We start from the raw sequence: 18016 nt of genomic DNA on the forward strand, positions 1-18016 counted from the left end.
GATCATGGATCTGCGCGTCATCCTGTTGACGGCATCCATCGTGATGCTGACGGCATGCGCCGGAGAAGTCCCGCCACCGCAACCGGCGCCCCCGACCGATCGCAACTTCACCGCGACCGTCAACGATCAGCCGGTCGTCGGCGGCACGGCGTCCTTCGAATGCCTGATCCGCAGCGACGGCAAGGATCACCAGAGCCGCTACCTGCTTACCTTCACCGACGATCTCGCCCATACCATCCAGGTCGGGATCGAGCGGGGCGGCGATGCCCCGGGCGCGCGCGCCATCGTCGATGGCATGGCCACCACCACGGGACTGGCGTACGGGCGGCCGCAAGACACGACGGCAACGTTGACCGCGATCGTCCCCACAGCGACCGGAGCGGTGATTTCCGGCAAGTTCAGTGCGCGTTTCGAGGTCGCGAATGCGGCGCCGAACGTGGTGATGCGTGACCCGCTGATCGTGAAGGATGCATTGTTCGAACAAGTCGAATGCATCGACCCGGTCGAGGCACAGGCGGCGCAAAAGCCTTAGTCATGCTCAGTTGCGCAATCGTCGCGCGATCGCGTCGCGCGACAGCAATGCGTAGCCGACACCGCAGGCAAATCCGGCCAGATGCACCGGCCAGGCGATCGGCGAGCCCCCGGGCGTGAGCACGAACATCAGGACCTGAACCAGAACCCACAAGCCGATCAGGCCATAGGCCGGCATGCGCACGAATTCGAAGAAAGCGCCCAGCGGCAACATGAGTCCGAGTCGCGAGCGCGGGAACAGGGTCGCATAGGCACCCACCAGGGCCGACACCGCGCCACTGGAACCGATGATCGGAGCCGACTGGGCCGGGAACCACAAGGCCCCGACCAGATTCGCCGCCATGCCACACAACAGGAACAGGGCGATCAGGCGCGGCGCGCCGAGCGGCTTCTCTGCCGATGCACCGAACACCAGCAGGAACACCAGGTTACCGATCAGGTGCAGTCCGTCCGCGTGCACGAACAGCGCGGTTGCGAGTCGAACGACATGCAGCACGAAGACCTTCGACCCCTGGCTCGCGATCGCCACCCAGTCGCTGGGCAGCACACCGAGCAAGTGCAGCCAGCGCGTACGCGCCTCGGGCGACTGCCCCCACCACGCGATGAACATCGCGATCGACAACGCGACCAGGAAATAGGTCGCGATCGCTGGACGCGGCTTGCGGCGTGACGGGACGTGGACGAACATCAGCGCCCAAGTCGCGGCAGCAGGAAGCGGGTGCCGCGATATTCAAGCAGCAGTGCATCTCGCTCGATCTCGATCAGGTTCAGTTCGTTGCCGACGACCCCCTGTTCATTGACGCGCTTGCCGTCGATGATCGCGAAACGAAGGGTCGGATCCTGGTGATACACCTGCATCGTGACTTTCAACGGCGGCAATGCTTGCCGGGTCGCGAGCGGGAGTTCGAACAGCATCGGCACGGCGGTGCTGCCGTTCGGCGATGAAGGCGAAGCGGGCTGCTGGGAAGGCGGCGGAGCCGTCACAGACGTTACCGGTGTTCCGGATTCTTTCGGCACCGGTGGCGGCAGGGCAGACGGCTCGCTCATCTCGGCCTGCGCTGCTTCGGCGAGCGTGTCGTCGGGCGCGTTCGATTCGGCGATGGGCAACGGAACCGGGACAGGGATCACCGGGACCGAGGCCGCGGATTCGGAGACTTCCGGAGCTTCCTGCAACTCGGGTTCGGCATGGCGTCCCGCCCCCAGTTTCGCCGCGATCGCGTCGGTCTGGGCCGCGGTGAATGCATCGGTCGCGGGCGCCGCGGGTGGTGGCTGACGCAGGGCCAGCGGCTTGCGCGCGACGGGCTCCGCCGGCGCCGGCTCAATCGCGGGCTCGCGTGGGGCGGTTTCAGCAACGGCATCAGCTGCGGACGCCGCAGCTCGCTCATTGCCAGCGGGCATGATCAACGCGCGGTTGGTATAGGCCGCCGCGGCCAGCACCGCCAACCCGATCATGACCCACAAGGTCTTGCGCGAACTGGCCTCGGGGCTACGCCGCATTGGTGTCGCCGAAACCAGTGGCGGCAACTCACCCGCGCGTCGTTCTGCTTCGGCTTTCTGTAGTGCTTCGTGGATCAGGGACATGCGCGCAGTTTCACTGTTGCGGAGCAGAAACGAAAGCGTCGGCATCGACACCATCGGACAAACGCGGACCTTGTGGCTGAAACGCGATGAGCAATGCCATGGTCTCGGGGCCAACCAATCCGTCGGCATTCAGGCCGTATTGATCCTGCAGCCGACGAATGCGCGCCGCAGTGTCGTCGCCATAACGTGCGGGCAGCCTGGCCGCAACGCGATCGAAGCCGAACAGCGCCGCATGGATCAACTCGACCAACGGGCCTTCTGCGCCGGTGGAGATCACGACACCGTCGTAACCTGCCGGGCGCGGTACCACGAGCATGGCATCGCCGAGCCAGCGTGGACCGATGTCCTGCCAGCGCCGGTTGGCGATGCGATTCGGTCCCGCGATCTGCGCAGCCTGCGCCTTCAAACGGCGCAACGCGAACCACGGACGCGCACCCTGGTCGCGCAAATTCAGCGCCAATGGCCGATTCAGCTCTCGCAACATCGACTCGTTCAGACGCAGTCGCGCGCACAACGCGCCGGACGAGGACGCGTCACCGCAACCTACCGACGCATCGTGGCTTGGGCTGCTCCACCAGCCCGCGATGACATCGGCCGCTGGTCCGGCAGACGGAAAAGCGGCAAAAGTGGACTGGTCGTCCGATGGGGCGACTGGCGGACTCGACGTCGGCGCCGCGACGGTTGTCACCGGCATCACCGGATCATCAACGCGCGGCCACCAGAGAATCCACGACAGCACGACCCCCAGAAGCACCAGCACGATGATTGCGATCACGCCAAGGTGCCGCCGATGTCGCGGCGCCGCCATGGTTGGCCCTGCAACTTCGTCCGCGGCCGCTCGAACCAAGTCCGCTTCGATCTGTTCCAGCGAGCGGGCGTAACCACCGAGCAATGCCCGGTCTGCCACGACATTGATCGAGCGCGGAAAACCTTGCGTACGTCGGTGCAATTCTCGCAACGCGTTGGCGGTGAACAGCGGGCGCTTGCGACCGGCGACGGCCAATCGATGTTCGATGTATGTGGCCGTGTCGTCGGCCGAGAGCGGCGCCAGATGAAAGCGGGCGGTGATGCGCTGTGCCAGTTGCCGCAATTCCGGGCGCGACAGCACATCGCGCAACTCCGGCTGTCCGAGCAGGATGATTTGCAGCAGTTTCTGAGTGGGCGTCTCCAGGTTCGTCAGCAAGCGCACCTGCTCCAGGGCATCGAACGAGAGGTTCTGCGCCTCGTCGATGATCAGCACGACACGCAAGCCGCTGGCATAGGATTCAAGCAAGTACCGGGTCAGTGCATCCGTCAACACCTTGATGCTGGAGGTCCGCTTCGGCAGCAGGATGCGCAACTCATCGCAGATCGTGCGCAACAACTCGATCGGTTGTTGCATCGGGTTCAACACCAGAGCAATGCGCACGTTTTCCGGAACCTGGGCCATGAGCAGGCGGCACAGCGTCGTCTTGCCGGTGCCGACTTCCCCGGTGAGCTGCACGAATCCGCCGCCACCGCCCTGGTTGATGCCGAACAGCAGATGCGCCAACGCATCCCGATGCTGCGCAGTCAGATACACGAAACGCGGATCCGGCGTGATCGAGAACGGCGCTTCCCTGAGTTCGAAATGATCGAGGTACATGCGCTCGTCGACGATGGCGTTGCGGTACTGAGACTGATGGCGATACCGCAAGTTCACGGTGCAAATCAGAATTGCGAAAAGAGAAACGCCCCGTCGATTGCTCGACGGGGCGTTCAGTATACAGCCCTTGGCGGTGACCTACTCTTGCATCGCTTAAGCGACACTACCATCGGCGCTGCAGCGTTTCACTTCTGTGTTCGGGAAGGGAACAGGTGGGACCACTGCGCTATGGCCGCCAAGGAGACGGCTGGAGTCGCGCATGAGCGCGGACTCGCATGGGGTGATGGGACGTAACAAGGTAAGAGGCTTGCTTCGATGTGTCATCGAGGCGTAAAGCGTCTTGAGGTTATAGGGACAAGCCACACGGATCATTAGTACAGGTTAGCTGAACCTCACGGTCTTACACACCCTGCCTATCAACGACGTAGTCTTCATCGTTCCTTTGGGGACTTGTGTCCCGGGATATCTCATCTTGAGGCGAGTTTCCCGCTTAGATGCTTTCAGCGGTTATCTCTTCCGTATTTAGCTACCCGGCAATGCCACTGGCGTGACAACCGGAACACCAGAGATACGTCCACTCCGGTCCTCTCGTACTAGGAGCAGCCCCTCTCAAATATCCAACGCCCACGACAGATAGGGACCGAACTGTCTCACGACGTTCTGAACCCAGCTCGCGTACCACTTTAAATGGCGAACAGCCATACCCTTGGGACCGACTACAGCCCCAGGATGTGATGAGCCGACATCGAGGTGCCAAACACCGCCGTCGATATGAACTCTTGGGCGGTATCAGCCTGTTATCCCCGGAGTACCTTTTATCCGTTGAGCGATGGCCCTTCCATACAGAACCACCGGATCACTATGACCTACTTTCGTACCTGCTTGATCCGTCGATCTTGCAGTCAAGCGAGCTTATGCCATTGCACACACTGCGCGATGTCCGACCGCGCTGAGCTCACCTTCGTGCTCCTCCGTTACTCTTTAGGAGGAGACCGCCCCAGTCAAACTACCCACCATACACGGTCCCTGACCCGGATTACGGGCCTAGGTTAGAACGTCAAGCACATCAGGGTGGTATTTCAACGTCGCCTCCATCCAAGCTAGCGCCTGGACTTCAAAGGCTCCCACCTATGCTACACAGACGAACTCAACGTTCAGTGTAAAGCTGTAGTAAAGGTTCACGGGGTCTTTCCGTCTTGCCGCGGGAACGCTGCATCTTCACAGCGATTTCAATTTCACTGAGTCTCGGGTGGAGACAGCGCCGCTGTCGTTACGCCATTCGTGCAGGTCGGAACTTACCCGACAAGGAATTTCGCTACCTTAGGACCGTTATAGTTACGGCCGCCGTTTACCGGGGCTTCGATCAAGAGCTTCGCTTGCGCTGACCCCATCAATTAACCTTCCGGCACCGGGCAGGCGTCACACCCTATACGTCCACTTACGTGTTTGCAGAGTGCTGTGTTTTTGATAAACAGTCGCAGCGGCCTGGTCACTGCGGCCCAATATCGCTCAGTGATGCATATCACCACGATACTGGGCGCACCTTCTCCCGAAGTTACGGTGCTATGTTGCCTAGTTCCTTCACCCGAGTTCTCTCAAGCGCCTTGGGATTCTCACCCTGCCTACCTGTGTCGGTTTACGGTACGGTCCTCGTGATCTGAAGCTTAGAGACTTTTCCTGGAAGCGTGGCCTCGGTGACTTCGTTCTAATGAACTCGTCTCGGTGCTCGGTGTAGAGGGTCCCGGATTTGCCTAAGACCCACACCTACCGCCTTTCCCCGGGACAACCAACGCCCGGTACACCTAGCCTTCTCCGTCATCCCATCGCAATCACGAGCGGTGCTGGAATATTAACCAGCTTTCCATCGACTACGCATTTCTGCCTCGCCTTAGGGGCCGACTCACCCTGCGCCGATGAACGTTGCGCAAGGAAACCTGGGGCTTTCGGCGTGCGGGCTTTTCACCCGCATTATCGTTACTCATGTCAGCATTCGCACTTCTGATACCTCCAGCAGCCTTTACAAGCCACCTTCGCAGGCGTACAGAACGCTCCTCTACCACGCACATTGCTGTGCATCCCTAGCTTCGGTATACCGCTTAGCCCCGTTAAATCTTCCGCGCAGGCCGACTCGACCAGTGAGCTATTACGCTTTCTTTAAAGGGTGGCTGCTTCTAAGCCAACCTCCTGGCTGTTTTAGCCTTCCCACATCGTTTTCCACTGAGCGGTAATTTTGGGACCTTAGCTGAGGGTCTGGGTTGTTTCCCTTTTCACGACGGACGTTCGCACCCGCCGTGTGTCTCCCATACAGTCCGTCTTGGTATTCGGAGTTTGCAATGGTTTGCTAAGTCGCGATGACCCGCTAGCCATAACAGTGCTCTACCCCCAAGAGGATACATATGAGGCGCTACCTAAATAGCTTTCGAGGAGAACCAGCTATCTCCAGGTTCGATTAGCTTTTCACTCCTAGCCACACCTCATCCCCTACCTTTGCAACGGGAGTGGGTTCGGGCCTCCAGTCGGTGTTACCCGACCTTCACCCTGAGCATGGCTAGATCACCTGGTTTCGGGTCTACTGCCCGCGACTATGCGCCCTTATCAGACTCGGTTTCCCTTCGCCTCCCTATACGGTTAAGCTTGCCACGAACAGTAAGTCGCTGACCCATTATACAAAAGGTACGCAGTCACCCTTGCGGGCTTCCACTGCTTGTACGCATACGGTTTCAGGTCTATTTCACTCCCCTCACCGGGGTTCTTTTAACCTTTCCCTCACGGTACTTGTTCACTATCGGTCGGTCAGACGTATTTAGCCTTGGAGGATGGTCCCCCCATATTCAGACAGGGTTTCTCGTGCCCCGCCTTACTCAATTTCATGCACGATGCCCTTTTGCGTACCGGGCTATCACCGTCTATGGCCAGACTTTCCAGACTGTTCCACTAGAACATCATGCACTTAAGGGCTGGTCCCCGTTCGCTCGTCACTACTGGGGGAATCTCGGTTGATTTCTTTTCCTCGAGGTAATGAGATATTTCAGTTCCCTCGGTTCGCTTCCACACCCTATGTATTCAGGTGCGGATACTCCTTGCGGAGTGGGTTTCCCCATTCGGACATCCCCGGATCAAAGTCTGTTGCCGACTCCCCGAGGCTTTTCGCAGGCTGCCACGTCCTTCATCGCCGCTGACCGCCAAGGCATCCACCGTATGCGCTTGTTCGCTTGACCCTATAACCCCAAAACGCCTTCGCGTCCTGGGAGCATCAAACAAACCTCATTCATTTCGCTTACTTGCCTCAACGACACATTCGGAAGCTTCGCTTTCACACCATCGCTTGCGCGATCGCATGAGGGCGAGCCCCAAACGCTTGTTACGTCCCATCTTGTCAAAGAACGAAACCAGGACTTCAGCGTCCGGCTTCTAAACCACTTGGGTGGAGCGATCTTCGATCCACCCAAATGTTCTGTTTGTTTCAGCGTGCTTTCCAGAGAATGGATCAGGCGCAACTGGTGGAGCCAGTCGGTTCGAACCGACGACCCCCTGCTTGCAAAGCAGGTGCTCTACCAATTGAGCTATGGCCCCGTAGCGTTGGTGGGTCTAGGAGGACTCGAACCTCCGGCCTCACCCTTATCAGGGGTGCGCTCTAACCACCTGAGCTACAGACCCAATGTGCGCTTCGAGCGCAGCGCATGGAGCAAGCTCCACGCGTGACCGCGTTCTCTGGTTTTGTACAGGTATCTTGAATGGACGCCCGGCGGATGCCTGCCAGACTCTAAAGGAGGTGATCCAGCCGCACCTTCCGATACGGCTACCTTGTTACGACTTCACCCCAGTCATCGGCCACACCGTGGCAAGCGCCCCCCTTGCGGTTAAGCTACCTGCTTCTGGTGCAACAAACTCCCATGGTGTGACGGGCGGTGTGTACAAGGCCCGGGAACGTATTCACCGCGGCACTGCTGATCCGCGATTACTAGCGATTCCGACTTCATGGAGTCGAGTTGCAGACTCCAATCCGGACTGGGATCGGTTTTCTGGGATTGGCTCCACCTCGCGGTATTGCAACCCTCTGTACCGACCATTGTAGTACGTGTGTAGCCCTGGCCGTAAGGGCCATGATGACTTGACGTCATCCCCACCTTCCTCCGGTTTGTCACCGGCAGTCTCCTTAGAGTTCCCGGCATTACCCGCTGGCAACTAAGGACAAGGGTTGCGCTCGTTGCGGGACTTAACCCAACATCTCACGACACGAGCTGACGACAGCCATGCAGCACCTGTGTTCCCGAGTTCCCGAAGGCACCCCCTCATCTCTGAAGGGTTCTCGACATGTCAAGACCAGGTAAGGTTCTGCGCGTTGCATCGAATTAAACCACATACTCCACCGCTTGTGCGGGCCCCCGTCAATTCCTTTGAGTTTCACGCTTGCGCGCGTACTCCCCAGGCGGTCGACTTAACGCGTTAGCTTCGATACTGAGTGCCAAGTTGCACCCAACATCCAGTCGACATCGTTTAGGGCGTGGACTACCAGGGTATCTAATCCTGTTTGCTCCCCACGCTTTCGTGCCTCAACGTCAGTGTTGATCCAGATGGCCGCCTTCGCCACGGATGTTCCTCCCGATCTCTACGCATTTCACCGCTACACCGGGAATTCCGCCATCCTCTATCACACTCTAGTCCGCCAGTATCGGATGCAGTTCCCAGGTTGAGCCCGGGGCTTTCACATCCGACTTAGCGAACCATCTACGCACGCTTTACGCCCAGTAATTCCGATTAACGCTTGCACCCTTCGTATTACCGCGGCTGCTGGCACGAAGTTAGCCGGTGCTTATTCCTCAGGTACCGTCAGCACGTCAGAGTATTAATCCAACGCTTTTCGTTCCTGATAAAAGTGCTTTACAACCCGAAGGCCTTCTTCACACGCGGCATTGCTGGATCAGGCTTGCGCCCATTGTCCAATATTCCCCACTGCTGCCTCCCGTAGGAGTCTGGACCGTGTCTCAGTTCCAGTGTGGCTGATCATCCTCTCAGACCAGCTACGGATCGTTGCCTTGGTAGGCCTTTACCCCACCAACAAGCTAATCCGACGTCGGCTCATCCAATCGCGCGAGGCCTTGCGGTCCCCCGCTTTCACCTCTCGGTCGTATGCGGTATTAGCTAACCTTTCGGTTAGTTATCCCCCACGATTGGGCAGATTCCGACGTATTCCTCACCCGTCCGCCACTCGCCACCCACAGTATTGCTACTGCCGTGCTGCCGTTCGACTTGCATGTGTTAGGCATGCCGCCAGCGTTCAATCTGAGCCAGGATCAAACTCTTCAGTTAAATCAAGACTGATGAGCGAACCAAGTCAAACCACTAGCGTTAAAACTACTGTTCTTTCCTTGGACGCCATAAAACATTTCGGCAGGTTGTTCACCCACCAGGCGCCCATTCAAAACACCTGTGCACGCTGTCAAAGATCAAACCATCGCGAACTTTCGTCCGCCAGCCCCAGAACATTTCGTCCCGAGTGAGCCGCGCATTATAGAGCGGTTTTGATGGCTGTCAACACCTCTGTGCGACTTCGTTTTGTGTTGCACGGGTCGCGAGGGGGAGGAGATCTTACCTATGGCCCCGGGCCTTGGCAAGCATCTTCTTGTCCGCCGCCGCCACACGATCCAGCTGAGCTACTGTTTGGCCTCCCGCCGGTGAATCTCAAGCTCGAATACGTCGATGTCACAAGCCTTCACGACAACACCCGCGGATCGCCGTGTCGCCGCCATTGCTGCGCAATGTGTGATGTGCGGACTCTGCCTGCCGCATTGCCCGAGTTATCTGGTGACGCGCAACGAGGCGGAATCGCCACGCGGCCGGCTGGCGTTGATGGCCCGCATCGCGACAGGACAGGCCACTGGCGATTCACAACCCTCGCTGGACAGCTGTCTCGCCTGCGGTCGATGCGAGCGCGTGTGCCCACCCAAGGTGCCATTCATCGAAGCACTCATCCTGACTCGCTCCGGTCGTGCGCGAACGCGCGAACACTGGGCCGGCCAACTCGCACGGAGACTGGCACGGCGGCCTGCGTTGCTGCAGATGCTTCTGCGCGGCGCCGTGGCCGTGCGCGCGTTCTCGCCAAGCGCATTCCGGCGCCGGACGAACCTCGATGGCCTCGCATCGACGATCTCGGCGCGCGCCGCGCGGCACACTCGGGCGAACGGTACCAAGGCACGCACCGACTTGATCCTGGCGGGCTGCGCCGCACACACCCTGGAACGCAGCTCAGTCGAGGCAATTTCATTCGTCGCCGCCATCGCCGGCGCCAAACCCGTAATCGACGATGCGCGATGCTGCGGCGCACTTGACCAGCATCTCGGATTCGCGTCGCCACCGTGCATGCCGATCGTCGACGAACCGGACCGCATCGTTGCCATCAACTCCGGATGCACGGCTGCATGGCAGCGGCGACTGGCGACACCAGCGATCACGGGTGTCGCGTCTTGGCTGGAACAACAATGGCCGCAGCTCGTCGATCGATTCGCGACACGGCCAATGCGCATCGCGTTGCATGTGCCGTGCACGCAACAAGGCCTCGCCGGCGAAGCGGAATCGATGCGTCGCCTGATCGACCAACTGCCCGGCGCGATACGTCTCGAACTGCCGGTGCAACCGGGGTGTTGCGGCGCAGCCGGCACCTACTGCATGAACCAACCAGCGATCTCGCAACAACTCGGCGCGACCGTGGCAGAGCAGATCCGCATGCTGCATCCGGACATCGTCGTCAGCGCGAATGGTGGTTGCCGGGCGCAACTGTCGCAAGCCCTGTTCGATCTGGGTACTCCGATGCTGGTGCTGCATCCGGCGGAACTGGTGGCTGACTATCTGAATGGACGACCCGAATGAGCTTCCGACGCATGACGTTGCTTGATCACGCGATTGCAGCGCTCGATACCGCCCGCACGCTGGAATCCGAGCCCCACCCGACTGCGCGAGCGAATCCCGCTCAATTGCAACAGTCGCCTGAACTGAACGAACGCGACCGCCGCCTTGTCGGCGGCCTGATGCGCATCAACCACACCGGCGAAGTCTGCGCGCAGGCGCTATATCTGGGTCAGGCCGCCGTGGCCGAATCTGCGGACACGCGGGCACACCTGCTGCAGGCCGCGCGCGAAGAACACGATCATCTGCTCTGGTGTTCGGCGCGACTTGCGGAAATCGACGCACTGCCGAGCCAGTTCAACCCGCTCTGGTTTGCCGGCAGTTACGCGATCGGCGCGACGGCCGCGCTGTTCGGAGACCGCATCAGTCTGGGTTTCGTGGTCGAAACCGAGCGCCAGGTGGAAGCCCACCTCGACGATCATCTCGATCGGCTGCCCCTCGCCGACGCCCGATCACGCGCGATTCTCGAAACGATGCAGGGCGAAGAAATCGAACATGGCCAGCATGCGCTCGATCGCGGCGCCGTCGAACTGGCGACACCCATTCGCCGCCTGATGGGCTATTGCGCGGACGTCATGCGCTTCGTCGCCTATCGCATCTGAGTCCGGAAACGGAACGGGCCGCAGAGCGGCCCGTTCGTATTGCGGAACAGCAATCCGGTCAGACCAGGTTGCGGCCGTGGAACAGTTCCTCGATCTCGCGTTTCAATTGCGCCTCGACGCGGAGCCGATCCTTGAACGACAGATCCTTGGCCTGCGCCTCGAACAGGTAGTTGTCGAGATCGAACTCCTTCACGTGCATCTTCGTGTGGAAGATGTTCTCCTGATACACGTTGACGTCGAACATCTCGTACTTCTGCTTGATGTGCTTCGCGAGATAGTCCTGGATCGAATTGATGCGATGGTCGATGTAGTGCTTCTTGCCCTTGATGTCGCGGGTGAATCCACGGACGCGGTAATCCATCGTGACGATGTCGGATTCGAAGCTGTCGATCAGGTAGTTCAGCGCCTTCAACGGCGAAATCACGCCGCAGGTGGCCACATCGATGTCGGCACGGAACGTCGCAATGCCGTTGTGCGGATGCGTCTCCGGATAGGTGTGCACCGTGATGTGGCTCTTGTCGAGATGCGCGACCACGGCCTCGGAGATCATGTCCTTGCCGAGCTTCTCGACGATCGGATGCTCGGAGATCAGGATCGTCACCGACGCACCCTGCGGGTCGTAGTCCTGGCGCGCGACGTTGAGGATGTTCGCGCCAATGATCTCGGCCACCTCGGTCAGGATCTGCGTCAGGCGATCGGCATCGTATTGTTCGTCGATGTATTCGATGTAGCGGTCGCGCTGTTCCGGCGTCACCGCGTAGCAGATGTCGTAGATATTGAACGACAGCGCCTTGGTCAGGTTGTTGAAACCCTGCAGTTGCAATCGCGGAAGCGGCTTGACCATGGTGCTTTTCCTCAGTCGCCACGGGTGAAAGGGGCGCGGATTATGGGGCAAATCCTCCGGCAGGGGTAACCTTGCGGCGTCCGGATTCAGCGCAGCGTTTGAAATCGGCCCGGCACCGTCCTATAAACGTGAACATTCCGCGCAATCGAGACCGCGATGCCCAACTCCAATCCCGACCATCTGGCAGGCCTGCACGACGCCATGCCCAAGACCGTCACGCCGCGTTCGCTGGCGCTTGAGGGCCCGTCGATCGATCGTTTCCTCGGTGCCTGCCATCGCCGCCGCTACCCGAACCGCACGGCGATCTTCATGCCGGGCGACCGCGCCGACGTGCTGTATTACATCGTCGACGGCTCGCTCAGCGTGGTTGCCGAGGACGATGACGGTCGCGAACTGATCCTGGCTTACCTGAACAAGGGCGAGTTCATCGGCGAACTCGGCCTGTTCGTCGAGACCAGCAAGCGTGAAGTCCTGGTTCGAACGCGCACCGCCTGCGAACTCGCCGAAATCAGCTATGAGCGACTGCTCGCGCTATTCGAGAGCACGCTGCGCGACGAGTGCCCGAAGCTGATGTTCGCGATTGGTTCGCAGTTGACGCGGCGCCTGCTGCACACCAGCCGCAAGGTCAGCCGTCTGGCGTTCATGGATGTGACCGGCCGGATTTCGCGCACGCTGTTGGATCTGTGCGGCGAGCCGGATGCACTCACGCATCCGAAGGGCATGCAGATCCGCGTTTCGCGCCAGGAGCTGTCGCGCATCGTCGGCTGCTCGCGCGAAATGGCCGGACGCGTGCTGAAGCAGCTTGAAGAACAGGGCAAGATCGGCGTCACCGGCAAGACCATCGTGGTCTTCGGAACGCGCTGAGTGGGCGCGTCGGTCGCGCCTGCGGACAAGGACCATCACGGCGGCCTGCGTTTCCGCGACGCGAAACTGCATGACGCCGGCGCGGTTTCGCGCTTGATCGAAGCGCTGGGTTATCCCTGCGACCTGGCCGAGGCCGAACGTCGCATTCGCCGCGTCAACGCCAGCCCGAGACAGGCGCTCGTTGTCGCGGAGTGGAAAGACGCCGTCTGCGGCCTGGTCAGTCTCGACTTCATGTTCTACCTGCCGCTCGGCCGCGAGACCTGCCGCATCACGGCGCTGGTGGTGGACGACCGCTTCCGCAAGCACGGCATCGGCCGCGAGTTGTTGCGTTACGCCGAGAATGCCAGCCGCCGCGAAAACGCGGCTCGACTTGAACTCACCACGGCCGCTTCACGCACCGACGCCCACGCGTTCTATCGCCGTTGCGGCTTCGAACAATCCTCGCTGCGCTTCGTGAAGCAGCTGTGCGACGCCTGACCTAGCTCGCACCCGGATCGCGCCAGACCATGTAGGTGTCGGAGCGCGCGTAATGCGAATCCGGCTTATGGCCGCGATGCTCGAAGCCGGCGCGTTCGTACAGCGAAATCGCCGCTTTCAGCGAAGAATGGGTCTCGAGGAACAAGGTGTCACCACCGAGGCGCCGGAACTCGTCGACTATCGCATCCAGCAGCAATCGGCCGATCCCCGCGCCCTGATGGGCGGCAGTGACCGCCATCTTGGTCAATTCGTAGACGCCGGGGGACTCCTGCAGCAGAGCGCAGGTACCGACGACATCGTCGCCGAGCACGGCAAACAGGATGCGGCCACCACCCGCGAGGATGCGTTGCTCGGGATGATCGAGCACCTCGGCATCGATCGGCTCGACCTCGAAATGGCGCTCCAGCCACTCGCGGTTGAGGCGGCCGAAATGGGCGCGCAATGTCGGCTCGAACGCGACGATGCGCAGATTCATGCGAACAGCCGCTGCAGCTCTGCGCCCGGGTCGTCTGCGCGCATGAAGGCTTCTCCGACCAGAAAAGCGTGTACGCCGGCGGACCGCATCGTCGCGACATCGTCGCGGCTGTGGATGCCGCTCTCGGTGATCAGGATGCGACTGGCGTCGACGTGATCGCGCAACGCGAGCGTGGCTTCCAGCGACACCGAGAAGTCGCGCAGATTGCGGTTGTTGACTCCGATCAGCGGCGACGCCGTGCGCAGTGCCTGCGCCATTTCCCCGGCGTCATGCGTCTCGATCAGCACATCGAGGCCGATCTCGATCGCCAGACCGGCGTAGTGCTGCAACTGGTCGGCACCCAGTGCCGCGACGATGAGCAGGATGCAATCGGCGCCGAGCACGCGCGACTCGTACAACTGATACGCATCAACCGTGAAGTCCTTGCGCAGAGCCGGCAGACGGCACGCTGCACGCGCCTGCTGCAGGTAGGCGTCGGCTCCCTGGAAGAAATCGACGTCGGTCAACACCGACAGGCAGGCTGCGCCGCCCCGCTCGTAACTCGCCGCGATCTCCGCGGGCCTGAAGTCGGGGCGGATCACCCCTTTGCTCGGCGAAGCCTTCTTGATCTCGGCAATCACCGCCGATTCGCCGCGCGCGATGCGCGTGCGCAGCGCCTCCGCGAATCCCCGCGTCGGCACCATGTCGGCCGCTCGCGCCTTGAGATCATCCAGCGGCTGGTAGACGCGGCGATCGGCCACTTCGATCTGCTTGCGATCGAGGATGCGTTCGAGAATGTCGCTCATGCCGATGCCGCTCCGGAAGCCTTGCCGTAGGCACGCTCGACCCGAGCCACGCGCACCTCGAAATGTTCATACCATTCGTTGCGGCCACGACGACGCGCCGTCGCGTGCTCGTCCTGCATCCGCCACTGCGCGATCGCGGCCTCGCTGTCGAAGTAGGCCACGGTGATGCCGAAGCCGTCGGCGCCCCGCGCGGATTCGGCGCCGAGAAATCCGGGTTGCTGCTGGACCAGCTCGAGCATGCGCGCCGCCGTCCCGGCATAGCCATCATCGGGTCCGCCGCGTCGCAGCGACGAAAAGATCACGGCGTAATACGGCGGCTGCGGCAGCGTCGCGAAACCATCAGCCATTTGCGGCACCCGCGATCGCCTGGGTCGCGGCCACGAACTCGTCCAGCTTGCGCCGCGCCGCGCCGCTGCCCATCGCTTCCCGTGCACGTCCAATGCCGTCGCCGATATCGCCCGCCACGCCAGCGACATACAACGCGGCGCCGGCGTTGAGCGCAACGATCTCGCGCGGCAGCCCGTCGATGCCATCGATCGCTTCGAGCACGCGCGTGCGCGACTGCTCGGCATCGTCGACGCGCAGGTTGCGGCTCGACGCCATGCGCAGGCCGAAGTCTTCGGGATGCACTTCGTATTCGCGCACGACGCCATCGCGCAGTTCGCCGACCAGGGTCGCGGCGCCCAGCGTGATCTCGTCCAGCTGATCGCGGCCGTAGACCACCAGGGCATTGCGCGCGCCGAGGCGCTGCAGCACGCGCACCTGGATGCCGACCAGATCGGGATGGAACACGCCCATCAGGATGTTCGCTGCGCCGGCGGGATTGGTCAGCGGACCGAGGATGTTGAAGATCGTGCGCACGCCGAGCTCCTTGCGCACCGCGGCGACATTCTTCATCGCCGGATGATGGATCGGCGCGAACATGAAACCGATGCCGGTGCGGCGGATGCATTCCGCGACCTGCGCCGGCTGCAGGTCGATGCGTGCGCCGAGCGCTTCGAGCACATCCGCAGCGCCCGACTTGCTCGATACGCTGCGATTGCCATGTTTGGCCACCTTGGCGCCCGCCGCGGCCGCGACGAACATCGCCGCGGTCGAGATATTGAAGGTGTGTGCGCCGTCGCCGCCGGTGCCGACGATGTCGACGAAATGCGGATCTGGCGCGATCTCGACGCGCGCCGAAAACTCGCGCATCACCTGGGCGGCGCCGGCGATCTCGCCGATGGTCTCCTTCTTCACACGCAGGCCGGTGAGCAAGGCCGCGGTGATGACCGGCGAAACCTCCCCGCGCATGATCTGGCGGAACAGGTCCACCATCTCGTCGTGGAAGATTTCGCGATGTTCGATGGTGCGCGCGAGCGCTTCTTGCGGCGTCATCGGCATGGTCACTGGGCCAGGAAATTCTTCAACATGGCGTGGCCATGCTGGGTCATGATCGATTCGGGATGGAACTGTACGCCCTGGATCGGAAAGTCGCGGTGACGCAAGCCCATGATCTCCTCGATCGAGCCGTCGTCGTTCGTGGTCCATGCGGTCACTTCGAGACCCTCCGGCAACGCGTTCTTGTCGACCACCAGCGAGTGGTAACGCGTCGCCTCGAAGCCATCCGGCAAGCCGGCGAAAACACCCTGTCCGGCGTGATGGATCGGCGAGGTCTTGCCATGCATGATGCGGCCGGCACGAATGACCTTGCCGCCGAACGCCTGGCCGATGCTCTGGTGCCCGAGACAGACGCCCAGCATCGGCAGCTGGCCCGCAAACGTCTTCAGCACCTCCACCGACACGCCCGCTTCGCTCGGCGTGCACGGGCCCGGCGAAATCACGATGCGATCGGGCTTCAGTGCGGCGATGCCGGCGAGATCCAGCTCGTCGTTGCGGATCACCTTCACCTCTTCGCCAAGCTCGGCGAAGTACTGCACGAGGTTGTAGGTGAAGCTGTCGTAGTTATCGATCATCAGCAGCATGCGGACTTCAAGACCATGTTTTTGTTGAATTTATTGACGGCATACCGTCGGCGGATACCACACGGGATACCACAATGTCGTCTTCTAGCGCCCCCGCGTCGACAAGCGAGTCCGCAATGGACGCGCATGCGAAAGACACTGTCCTATTGGGACAACCAAGCGCACAAGTCCGGTGAAGAACTGAAGCATAACGTTCTGGCAATTCCAGGTCAGCACGACTGTCTCACGAATCTCGCAAACCTAGTCCCATCGTGTTTGACGCCTGAGGTAGCGCGGTGGACATGCAGCGATCGAACTGAGCGCGGTTTGGATGGCGAGTTGATCCGAATCCTCGGGAAGAAGAACGGCCAAATCAGCGTTCTTGTATCCGAGCATCCCGAGTAGGCAGAGTCTTGCCAGTTCGTGCAGATGACCGAACTCAGCATCCGGTGCGGGAGGGAGGGACTGGCTCGCGTCGGCGGGCACTGGAGGTCGGTGCACGACAAAGTCGGCACCGTGCGCCAACCCATTCCTTCTCTGCGAATAGAGATCAGCCAGCCAATCTTGGTCGCCAGACCGAAGCAAAGGTCCCGCCAGGAATTTCGAAACGCGGCCCGCCAATCGCCGGCCATAGCTCAATCCGTCGAACGTGCTGTTGGGCTTCAAAGACCCAGCTGCTTTGGCCTGCTTCCTCGAAGTGGGTCCCGGCTGCGGAAATACAGCATCCAATGCGGCAAACAGCCCCAGCATGGCGAGCTGCCAGGATCCTACTAAGCCGAGTGTTACCTGACCAAAGTTCGCGAGCGCTGAACGAATTCGCGCACAAGCTCTGCCCCTTCTAAGGTTGACCAAGCGGCGATTGAGCATGCGCGCCTTCTCGATTTCCGCTGAGCCGAACTGCCGCGCTGTCACAGGGTTGAATCCGCTCTGATCCAAATACCGTCCTGCCTGCGCGACGATGCCCTGATCGATGGTCAGCACGGCACGCAAATCAAAGGACACTGGTTTGACAAGTCTCAGTGCCAACAGGGCCGTGAACAGATCGTCTCGAACGGAGTTCAAGGTCTGCAATGGAGGATGGTCTTTCGCGAGGCACGCATGAACTTCGCCCGCACCAACGAACCTCTCGGGAGTGAGGAGCACCGTAGTGCGAGATCCTTCCTCATACGCAAACCCGTTATCGAACCGATCGTCATCGCGATCTATCGCCCAATATGCAGCGCTCGGATCCGCCAGTTCGACGCCATTTCCCAACAAGAGCGGCAGCGGCTCAACAAAGTCATAGTTGAACTCGCTCATCAGCAGAAACTCTCGCGCAGCTGGAAATGAACTGCTCATGGTGAGCTTCCCCTCATGCCGACATCGGCATCAGTGTATCCGCCGGCGA

General features: G+C 60.9%; 15 protein-coding genes, 2 tRNA genes and 3 rRNA genes. 5 read left to right on the forward strand and 15 right to left on the reverse strand.

The window, feature by feature from the left end; genetic code table 11:
• Window positions 1-4 precede the first annotated feature (4 nt).
• Window positions 5-532 carry a hypothetical protein gene (locus IPP28_00805; protein MBL0039601.1) on the forward strand — a complete coding sequence of 176 codons (528 nt, stop codon included), beginning with the start codon at window positions 5-7 and terminating at the stop codon, window positions 530-532.
• Window positions 533-538: 6 nt separating this feature from the next.
• On the opposite strand, the gene IPP28_00810 is transcribed toward IPP28_00805, so the two are convergent.
• From IPP28_00810 to IPP28_00845, 8 genes are all read right to left on the reverse strand, one after another.
• Complete coding sequence (locus tag IPP28_00810; protein MBL0039602.1) at window positions 539-1219, reverse strand: rhomboid family intramembrane serine protease; 681 nt, start codon at window positions 1217-1219, stop codon at window positions 539-541.
• Window positions 1219-2166, reverse strand: a complete 948-nt coding sequence (locus IPP28_00815) for a general secretion pathway protein GspB (protein ID MBL0039603.1) — start codon at window positions 2164-2166, stop codon at window positions 1219-1221. Before IPP28_00815 ends, IPP28_00810 begins: the two co-directional genes overlap by 1 nt.
• Window positions 2123-3793 carry an AAA family ATPase gene (locus IPP28_00820; protein MBL0039604.1) on the reverse strand — a complete coding sequence of 557 codons (1671 nt, stop codon included), beginning with the start codon at window positions 3791-3793 and terminating at the stop codon, window positions 2123-2125. The genes IPP28_00815 and IPP28_00820 overlap by 44 nt, the downstream gene beginning before the upstream one ends.
• A 68-nt stretch (window positions 3794-3861) precedes the next feature.
• Window positions 3862-3976, reverse strand: a 5S ribosomal RNA gene (gene rrf / locus IPP28_00825).
• Window positions 3977-4086: 110 nt separating this feature from the next.
• Window positions 4087-6954, reverse strand: a 23S ribosomal RNA gene (locus tag IPP28_00830).
• Between the two features lie 280 nt (window positions 6955-7234).
• A tRNA-Ala gene (locus tag IPP28_00835) sits at window positions 7235-7309 on the reverse strand.
• Window positions 7310-7316: 7 nt separating this feature from the next.
• Window positions 7317-7393, reverse strand: a tRNA-Ile gene (locus IPP28_00840).
• A gap of 108 nt (window positions 7394-7501) precedes the next feature.
• A 16S ribosomal RNA gene (locus IPP28_00845) occupies window positions 7502-9046 on the reverse strand.
• The 16S, 23S and 5S rRNA genes sit together here with 2 tRNA genes alongside, the layout of an rRNA operon.
• A 390-nt stretch (window positions 9047-9436) precedes the next feature.
• On the opposite strand from IPP28_00845, the gene IPP28_00850 reads away from it, so the two are divergent.
• Both IPP28_00850 and coq7 read left to right on the forward strand, forming a co-directional pair.
• Window positions 9437-10603, forward strand: coding sequence for a (Fe-S)-binding protein (locus IPP28_00850; protein MBL0039605.1), 1167 nt, complete (start codon window positions 9437-9439; stop codon window positions 10601-10603).
• On the forward strand, window positions 10600-11241 hold the full coding sequence (coq7, locus tag IPP28_00855) for a 2-polyprenyl-3-methyl-6-methoxy-1,4-benzoquinone monooxygenase (GenBank protein ID MBL0039606.1): 642 nt from the start codon (window positions 10600-10602) through the stop codon (window positions 11239-11241). The genes IPP28_00850 and coq7 overlap by 4 nt, the downstream gene beginning before the upstream one ends.
• A 58-nt stretch (window positions 11242-11299) precedes the next feature.
• Here the strand turns inward: coq7 and speD are convergent, their stop codons facing one another.
• Window positions 11300-12085 (reverse strand): adenosylmethionine decarboxylase, encoded by a 786-nt coding sequence (gene speD / locus IPP28_00860; GenBank protein MBL0039607.1) that lies wholly within the window; start codon window positions 12083-12085, stop codon window positions 11300-11302.
• Window positions 12086-12286: 201 nt separating this feature from the next.
• Between speD and crp the strand changes: the two genes are divergently transcribed.
• Window positions 12287-12949 (forward strand): cAMP-activated global transcriptional regulator CRP, encoded by a 663-nt coding sequence (gene crp / locus IPP28_00865; GenBank protein MBL0039608.1) that lies wholly within the window; start codon window positions 12287-12289, stop codon window positions 12947-12949.
• Window positions 12950-13426, forward strand: coding sequence for a GNAT family N-acetyltransferase (locus IPP28_00870; protein MBL0039609.1), 477 nt, complete (start codon window positions 12950-12952; stop codon window positions 13424-13426).
• Between the two features lies 1 nt (window position 13427).
• Here IPP28_00870 and IPP28_00875 read toward each other — a convergent pair whose 3' ends face one another.
• The 6 genes from IPP28_00875 to IPP28_00900 form a co-directional block, all read right to left on the reverse strand.
• Window positions 13428-13901, reverse strand: coding sequence for a GNAT family N-acetyltransferase (locus tag IPP28_00875; protein MBL0039610.1), 474 nt, complete (start codon window positions 13899-13901; stop codon window positions 13428-13430).
• A complete protein-coding gene (gene trpC, locus IPP28_00880) occupies window positions 13898-14686 on the reverse strand; it encodes an indole-3-glycerol phosphate synthase TrpC (GenBank protein ID MBL0039611.1) in 789 nt (262 codons plus the stop codon). The genes IPP28_00875 and trpC overlap by 4 nt, the downstream gene beginning before the upstream one ends.
• Window positions 14683-15033 (reverse strand): antibiotic biosynthesis monooxygenase, encoded by a 351-nt coding sequence (locus tag IPP28_00885; GenBank protein MBL0039612.1) that lies wholly within the window; start codon window positions 15031-15033, stop codon window positions 14683-14685. The genes trpC and IPP28_00885 overlap by 4 nt, the downstream gene beginning before the upstream one ends.
• Window positions 15026-16069, reverse strand: coding sequence for an anthranilate phosphoribosyltransferase (gene trpD, locus IPP28_00890; GenBank protein MBL0039613.1), 1044 nt, complete (start codon window positions 16067-16069; stop codon window positions 15026-15028). The genes IPP28_00885 and trpD overlap by 8 nt, the downstream gene beginning before the upstream one ends.
• A gap of 2 nt (window positions 16070-16071) precedes the next feature.
• Window positions 16072-16650, reverse strand: a complete 579-nt coding sequence (locus IPP28_00895) for an aminodeoxychorismate/anthranilate synthase component II (GenBank protein MBL0039614.1) — start codon at window positions 16648-16650, stop codon at window positions 16072-16074.
• A gap of 240 nt (window positions 16651-16890) precedes the next feature.
• Window positions 16891-17967, reverse strand: coding sequence for a hypothetical protein (locus IPP28_00900; GenBank protein ID MBL0039615.1), 1077 nt, complete (start codon window positions 17965-17967; stop codon window positions 16891-16893).
• Window positions 17968-18016: the final 49 nt, after the last annotated feature.

It is taken from the genome of Lysobacterales bacterium (assembly GCA_016721845.1).
Classification (GTDB): Bacteria; Pseudomonadota; Gammaproteobacteria; order Xanthomonadales; family Ahniellaceae; genus JADKHK01.

Excerpts from the sequence above, each read along its gene's own strand:
- IPP28_00805 (MBL0039601.1), top strand. The coding sequence starts at position 5 with ATGGATCTGCGCGTCATCCTGTTGACGGCATCCATCGTGATGCTGACG.
- IPP28_00810 (MBL0039602.1), bottom strand. The coding sequence starts at position 1,219 with ATGTTCGTCCACGTCCCGTCACGCCGCAAGCCGCGTCCAGCGATCGCG.
- IPP28_00875 (MBL0039610.1), bottom strand. The coding sequence starts at position 13,901 with ATGAATCTGCGCATCGTCGCGTTCGAGCCGACATTGCGCGCCCATTTC.
- IPP28_00815 (MBL0039603.1), bottom strand. The coding sequence starts at position 2,166 with ATGGTGTCGATGCCGACGCTTTCGTTTCTGCTCCGCAACAGTGAAACT.
- IPP28_00850 (MBL0039605.1), top strand. The coding sequence starts at position 9,437 with ATGTCACAAGCCTTCACGACAACACCCGCGGATCGCCGTGTCGCCGCC.
- trpC (MBL0039611.1), bottom strand. The coding sequence starts at position 14,686 with ATGAGCGACATTCTCGAACGCATCCTCGATCGCAAGCAGATCGAAGTG.
- crp (MBL0039608.1), top strand. The coding sequence starts at position 12,287 with ATGCCCAAGACCGTCACGCCGCGTTCGCTGGCGCTTGAGGGCCCGTCG.
- IPP28_00895 (MBL0039614.1), bottom strand. The coding sequence starts at position 16,650 with ATGCTGCTGATGATCGATAACTACGACAGCTTCACCTACAACCTCGTG.
- IPP28_00900 (MBL0039615.1), bottom strand. The coding sequence starts at position 17,967 with ATGAGCAGTTCATTTCCAGCTGCGCGAGAGTTTCTGCTGATGAGCGAG.
- IPP28_00885 (MBL0039612.1), bottom strand. The coding sequence starts at position 15,033 with ATGGCTGATGGTTTCGCGACGCTGCCGCAGCCGCCGTATTACGCCGTG.
- trpD (MBL0039613.1), bottom strand. The coding sequence starts at position 16,069 with ATGCCGATGACGCCGCAAGAAGCGCTCGCGCGCACCATCGAACATCGC.
- coq7 (MBL0039606.1), top strand. The coding sequence starts at position 10,600 with ATGAGCTTCCGACGCATGACGTTGCTTGATCACGCGATTGCAGCGCTC.
- speD (MBL0039607.1), bottom strand. The coding sequence starts at position 12,085 with ATGGTCAAGCCGCTTCCGCGATTGCAACTGCAGGGTTTCAACAACCTG.